General features: G+C 75.1%; 4 protein-coding genes. All 4 read right to left on the bottom strand.

Going from position 1 to position 5,890, the window contains the following annotated elements; all coding sequences use genetic code 11:
* Positions 1-65 precede the first annotated feature (65 nt).
* Positions 66-950 (bottom strand): FadR/GntR family transcriptional regulator, encoded by an 885-nt coding sequence (locus C6N75_RS23675; RefSeq protein ID WP_105870923.1) that lies wholly within the window; start codon positions 948-950, stop codon positions 66-68.
* Between the two features lie 173 nt (positions 951-1,123).
* Complete coding sequence (locus C6N75_RS23670) at positions 1,124-3,070, bottom strand: ATP-binding cassette domain-containing protein (RefSeq protein ID WP_105870922.1); 1,947 nt, start codon at positions 3,068-3,070, stop codon at positions 1,124-1,126.
* 128 nt (positions 3,071-3,198) lie between these two features.
* Positions 3,199-3,969: an NUDIX hydrolase gene (locus C6N75_RS23665; RefSeq protein WP_105870925.1), complete on the bottom strand. Its 771-nt coding sequence runs from the start codon at positions 3,967-3,969 to the stop codon at positions 3,199-3,201.
* A gap of 330 nt (positions 3,970-4,299) precedes the next feature.
* A complete protein-coding gene (locus tag C6N75_RS23660; protein ID WP_258177573.1) occupies positions 4,300-5,706 on the bottom strand; it encodes a DUF4192 domain-containing protein in 1,407 nt (468 codons plus the stop codon).
* Between the last annotated feature and the right edge of the window lie 184 nt (positions 5,707-5,890).

Raw genomic sequence — 5,890 nt, 5'->3', positions numbered from 1 at the left:
GCTTCTGATGGTGCATCCCGAGGTCGAGCGGGTCGTCCCCGCCCCTCCGCCCGGTTCGCGCCCGGTCAGTGCTCGCGGGGCGCGGGGACGACCCGCTCGACCTCGGGATGCACCATCAGAAGCTGGCGCATCGCGGTCTCCGCGGCGGTGCCGTCACCGGCGGCGAGGGCGTCCACGATCCGCGCGTGGTGGGCGACGCAGGACTCGCTGGGGCGGTCGCAGCCGGTGGCCGGGGCGCCCGAGACCTGTAGGGCGGCGGAGACGATGCCGGACAGGTGGTCCAGCATGCGGTTGCCGGCGAGCTGGATCAGCAGGCCGTGGAACTCGGCGTCCGCGCGGGAGAAGGTGAGGGCGTCCGCCTGGGCGAGGGCGTGGCCCATGATCTCGACCATGTCGGAGAGGCGCTGCTGCACGTCCTCACGCCCGTGGCCGGCGGCCAGCCTGGCGGCCAGCGGCTCGATGGTCCACCGCAGCTCGCCCAGTTCGCGGCGCTGGTCGTCGCGCTGGGGACCGAAGGCGCGCCACTCGATGATGTCCGGGTCGAGCAGGTTCCAGTCGCTGACCGGGCGGACCCGGGTGCCGACATTGGGGCGCGCGCTGACGAGCCCCTTCGCCTCCAGTACGCGCAGCGATTCGCGCACCACGGTGCGGGACACCTCGAAACGCTGCCCGATCTCCTCGGGGACAAGCGGTCGGTCCGCACCGAGATCGCCGGAGACGATCATCTGACCGAGCTGCTGGACGAGTTGGCCGTGCAGGCCGCGGCCGCGGCTGCCGGCGGCGCGGCGCCCCACGCGTCCCAGCTCGCCGTCCACCCCCTCCCAGGCGGACGGTGCGACCCGGTCGGCAACAGGGCTGTCGGAGTAGGGGTATCGGTCCAGTCCGCCGGACGCCGTCAGGCTGTCCACGGGGCGGGCGGCGGTCATCATGGTGTGCGCAAGGGAGTTCACGCATCCTTTGTCGGCGTCGGTTCCACCGCCCTTGAGGTCTTTAGTGAAAAGCACACGAAAGGGTGATCGGCGCTCGTTCATCCATTGACGCCAGAGCGTAAGGTTTCAGGCGATCTCCCGGACTTTCCCGCTTCGTTGGAGAACAGGTCGGGGCACATCCGTTCGGCGTTCGATCACCAACGGGCCCCGCGCCGGCGTCCGGTGAGCAGATAGGCGCAGGTCAGGACGGCCAGGGACAGCACCATCGCGGCGCCCACCGGTTGAGCGGTCGTACGCGCCACCGCCAGCAGGGCGGTGTCGGTGTCGAACGGCCAGCGCGGCCAGAGCAGTTCCCGCAGCCGGCCCGGCAGGCCGCCGAGCGAGCGGACCGAGCGGCCGACGAACGCCCACTGCATGAGGGGGGCCACCACGACCGGTACGGCGAGGACGGCGGCGACGCCCGCCGCGGTGACCCGGAAGACGCCCGCCGCGAGCAGCCCGGCCCAGCCGCAGCCCACGCACAGCGCGGTCCACGTCGCCACGAGCACGGGCCAGTTGCCGGGCACGGTGACGGCCTCCGCGCCGTACACCAGCCTCAGCGCGCCGAAGTCGGCCAGGGCGGCGGCCGTCGCCGTGAGCACGGCCGCCCCCGCGGTGACGAGCAGCTTGGCGAGCAGCAGGCCGACCCGGCGCGGGACGATCCCGCGCCCGGTGCAGAGCGCGGGGTGGCGGTACTCGTCGCCGAAGGAGAGCGCGCCGAGGAGTCCGGCGGCCAACGCGGCGGGCGGCAGCGGCAGCACTTCCGGCCAGGCGGCGAGGGCGGTGGTGAGCGGCACGCCCTGGAACCGGGCCAGCAGTACCGCGCCGGCAACGGAGGCGATGAGTCCGACGGCGAGGGTCACCGCGGTGCTGGGCACCCCTGCCATCCGTCGCAACTCGTAGCGCACCGGCCGCATCGGCCCCCGCCGGGCCCTGCGCTGCGGAACCGGCGCCGCCGCCTTCCCCCCCGTATGCCCTCCTACGGCCGACCGCCCGACGGGCAGCGCCACGAGCGGTCGCGCCCCGTCTCCGGCTCTGGGCGCGGACACCGTCGCCGACGCCGCTGCTGATGCCGATGCCGTCACGGCGGGTAGCGGGACGTCGGCCCGGGTGGCGGTAGGCCCCTCGTCGGTCTTCTGCCCCTCCTCGCGCGGGCCGTTGGTCCCCTCCACACCCTCCCTGTCCGCGCCATACCCCTCAGCGCCCTCTCCCTCCGCGCCGTCCGCCTTCTCGCAGTCCCCCTCCTCGTGGGCAAGTCGGTGGAGCAGTACGCCGTGCCGGAACGCGGCCTCGCCGACGGACGCGCAGTCGGCGCCGTAGACCGACAGCCTGCCGCCGGGCTCGGCGACCACCTCCACGGACCGTTGGGCGGCCCGGGCCTCCCTCCTGACGATCACGGCCAGCCGGGCCGCGTGCGGAGTGCGCACCGAGACCCGGGGGCGGGGACGGGTGCGGGCGAAGGCGGCGGCGTCCTGGTCGGCCGTCAACCGCCCCCGCTCCAGGGTGACGACGTGATCGGCCTGCCGGGCCGCCTCCCGTGAATCGGCGGTGGTGTACAGCACGGTGCCGCCGTGGTCGGCGTGGGCCCGGAGAAGTCCGTGCAGCCAGTGGGCGTCGCGGGCCGCCAGTCCGGCGGACGGCTGGTCGAGCAGCAGGGTGTGGGGGTCGCCCAACAGGGCGGTGGCGACGCCGAGTCGGCGGTCCATGCCGAGCGAGAGGCTCCCCAGGCGCTGCCCCCGCAGCGCGGACAGCCCGACGATGTCCAGCATGTCGTCTGCCCGGGACGCCGGGACGCCCACCGCGGCGCAGAGCATCCTGAGCTGGCCGCGCACGGTACGGGCCGGGTGGCCGGGCACGTCGCCGAGGAGGACGCCGACCTCCCGTGCCGGATGGGCGACACGGTGCAGTTGCCGACCACGGAAGTAGGTGATCCCGCGCCCCGGTTCAAGGCCGAGCATCATGCGCAGGGCGGTGGTCCCGCCGCATCCGCGCGGGCCGAGGAGCACGGTGACCTCGCCGGGGCGGGCCTCGAAGGTCACGTCGTCCACCGCGAGCGGGAGGTCCCCGCGGCGGGTACTGGTCAGTCCGATGGCCTGGAGCATCGCGTCTCCCGCGGAGGTGGGAACCGCTCGGCGGCGGGCGCGCCGCGGCAGGGCGGGTCGGTACCGCGACAACATAACGCCCTATTCAGGACTCAAGGTGCAGTTCGGGCCGCTGCGGGCCAGGTGTGTCAGGCCTCGGGACGCAGCATGGGCGGGTTGAGGAGCGTGGCGCCACCGGCGCGGAACAACTGTGCGGGACGGCCGCCTTGCCGGGTCGTCGTCCCTCCGGACGGCACCAGGAAGCCGGGGGTGCCCGTGACCTTACGGTGGAAGTTCCGCGGGTCGAGGGCCACGCCCCACACAGCCTCGTACACCCGGCGCAGCTCGCCCACGGTGAACTCGGGCGGGCAGAACGCGGTGGCCAGCGAGGAGTACTCGATCTTCGACCGGGCGCGCTCCACGCCGTCGGCGAGGATGCGCCCGTGGTCGAAGGCGAGCGAGGCCGAGGACTCGTCCTCCCGGGCCACGGCGGCTTCCGCGTCGAGCAGTTCCCCCACCGGGGACCAGCGGGCGCTGTTGGCGTCGCCGCCCGGCCTGGGCGCCGGGAGGTCGGGCGCCAGGGCGAGGTGGGCGACGCTGACGACCCGCATCCGGGGGTCCCGGCCGGGGTCGCCGTAGGTGGCGAGCTGTTCGAGGTGCGCGCCGCCGCCGTTCTCGGGCGGAGGCGTGCCCGCGTCATGGGCGCACAGCCCGGTCTCTTCGGCCAGTTCGCGGCGCGCCGCCGCGCCGAGGTCCTCGTCCTCCCGCACGAAGCCGCCTGGGAGCGCCCAACGGCCCTGGTACGGCTGCTCCCCGCGTCGGACGATCAGCGCACACAGCGCGTGCCGGCGCACGGTGAGCACCACGAGGTCGACGGTGACGGCGAAGGGCGGGAATGCCGAGGGGTCGTAGGGCGACATGCCGCGCATCATAGTCGTCTTCCTGACGATAAACACGCCTTCCGGTTACCTCCATCCCACCCACCGGCGATCTCCGGCCACCGCTCACTCCGCCCCTCGGCCAGGCGGTTCCGGCGCTCCCTCCTCCGCTCCTGCGGCCCCTCGGCTCCGGCGGCTCCGGCGGCTCCGGCGGCTCCGGCGGCTCCGGCGGCTCCGGCGGCTCCGGCGGCTCCGGCGGCTGCACGCTTCCTCCCTCCTCCTATGGCTGCGGCGGCTCCGCAGCCCTCCTCAGCTGCCGGCCCTGGGCGACGACGGCTCGCCCCGCCCTTCCTCGGGCCGCGCCCAGCGGTATCACTCGGTACCGGTGGGGTCGGCCGGCCGGTTCTGACCGGCGCTCCGGCTCCTCACCCGGCCGCCCCCGGAGCCCGGACCGGTAGCCGTCCGGGTCGGTGCACCAAGCGGGGAGCGGACCGCGGGCCGCAGCCCGGCCATCCTCCGAGCCGCCGACCCGCCTGCCCCGGGGCGGCGCGGCCCGCGGTCGCGCGGCCGCCTCGGGGCTCCTGCTTCCGCCCCACCCGCGTCCGCTTTCGTGTCGTCCGCGCCCGCCTCCGTCCGGATGTCACGCTCCGTCCTGAGGCACCGGCGCAGCGACTCCGGGTCGAGCCCTTCGTTGCAGGCCTGGTGCAGGAGCCTGGCGAAGACGTACTCGGCGTCCACCTCCAGCGCCAGGCCGAGCGCGATCCGGGCGGCGGGCTCGTCGCCCGTGGACCAGGCGACCCAGCCGGCCAGGGTCAGCGGAGCTGCCGAGTGCTCGACGTAGGCACCCACGCACCGGCGGGCCAGCGCCCGCCAGAGCCGCAGCGCCGGTGCCGCGTCGGGCCCCTCCATCCACTCGGCCGCGCGGTCCCGGGTCAGCCGGTCCTGGAGCCCGAGGATGACCCGGGCCGCCTCGTCGTGGGTGAGGAGCCCGTCGTCACGGGCGTCGGCGGCGGCCCGGTCGCCTCCGGGCGGGCTCTGGTCGAGCCGCCGGATCAGGGCCCGGGCCAGCAGCAGGGTGTCCTCGCACACTCCGTCCCGGCCCTTCTCGCCCAGAATGGCCGGCACCAGGGCCACCCCGGCGTCGTCCAGCGCCCGCAACTGCGCGTCGGCGTTCCGGGTGCCGCGCTGCCAGGGCCGCAGCCGTGCCTCCATGTCCTTCAGCGAGCCGCGGACCTGGATGCCCGCGTAGGTCGCGGCGGCGGCCATCACCGACGTGCCCGGCGTCACCAGCGGGGTGCCGTCGGGCGGGCAGCACCGGCTGTCCGGGCAGCAGTACGACCAGAACCGGCCGGCGGAGATGCACAGCGCCTCGTACACGGGCACGTCGAGTGCCCCGCAGGCCGTGCGCAGCCGCTGGGCGAGGGGGCGCAGCCGCTCCATGACCCGCAGCGGGGACTCGCCCTCGGCCGGATCCTGGCAGAGGAACGCCACGATGCCGTCCGGCCGGGTGCCGCGCCGTTCACCGCCCTCCACCAGCGCCTCGGCCAGTTGGTCGGCGACGGCGGGCCACTCGCGCGCCGAACGCGGGATGCCGAGCCGCACCCGGCCGCCGAACCGGCCCCGGTCACCGTGCAGGGCGACCAGCACGATGGAGTCGGTCGGGTGGTACCCCAGCATGTACGGCAGGGCGTCGGCCAGTTCGGCCGGGCCGCGCAGGGTGATCTGCTGCTGGACGGGCTGCGGCCCGGAAGCGGGGCGGTCGTCGTCCGAGCCGGTCAGCGCACCGACCGGATGTGCCACGTCGACGGCCGCACCGGACGAGCCGGGGACGGCATCCGGAAAGCCGGGGGGCGCAGAGGCAGAGCCGGGGACGGCATCCGGAAAGCCAGGGGCCGCAGAGGCAGGGTCGGGGACGGCATCGAAAGAGCCGGCGGCCGCACAGGCAGAGCCCGGGATGGCACCG

Origin of the sequence: Streptomyces solincola (assembly GCF_002982015.1) — a bacterium.
Lineage (GTDB): Bacteria > Actinomycetota > Actinomycetes > Streptomycetales > Streptomycetaceae > Streptomyces > Streptomyces solincola.
This window is presented reverse-complemented; position numbering and strand designations above follow the sequence as displayed.

Excerpts from the sequence above, each read along its gene's own strand:
- C6N75_RS23670 (WP_105870922.1), bottom strand. The coding sequence starts at position 3,070 with ATGCTCCAGGCCATCGGACTGACCAGTACCCGCCGCGGGGACCTCCCG.
- C6N75_RS23665 (WP_105870925.1), bottom strand. The coding sequence starts at position 3,969 with ATGTCGCCCTACGACCCCTCGGCATTCCCGCCCTTCGCCGTCACCGTC.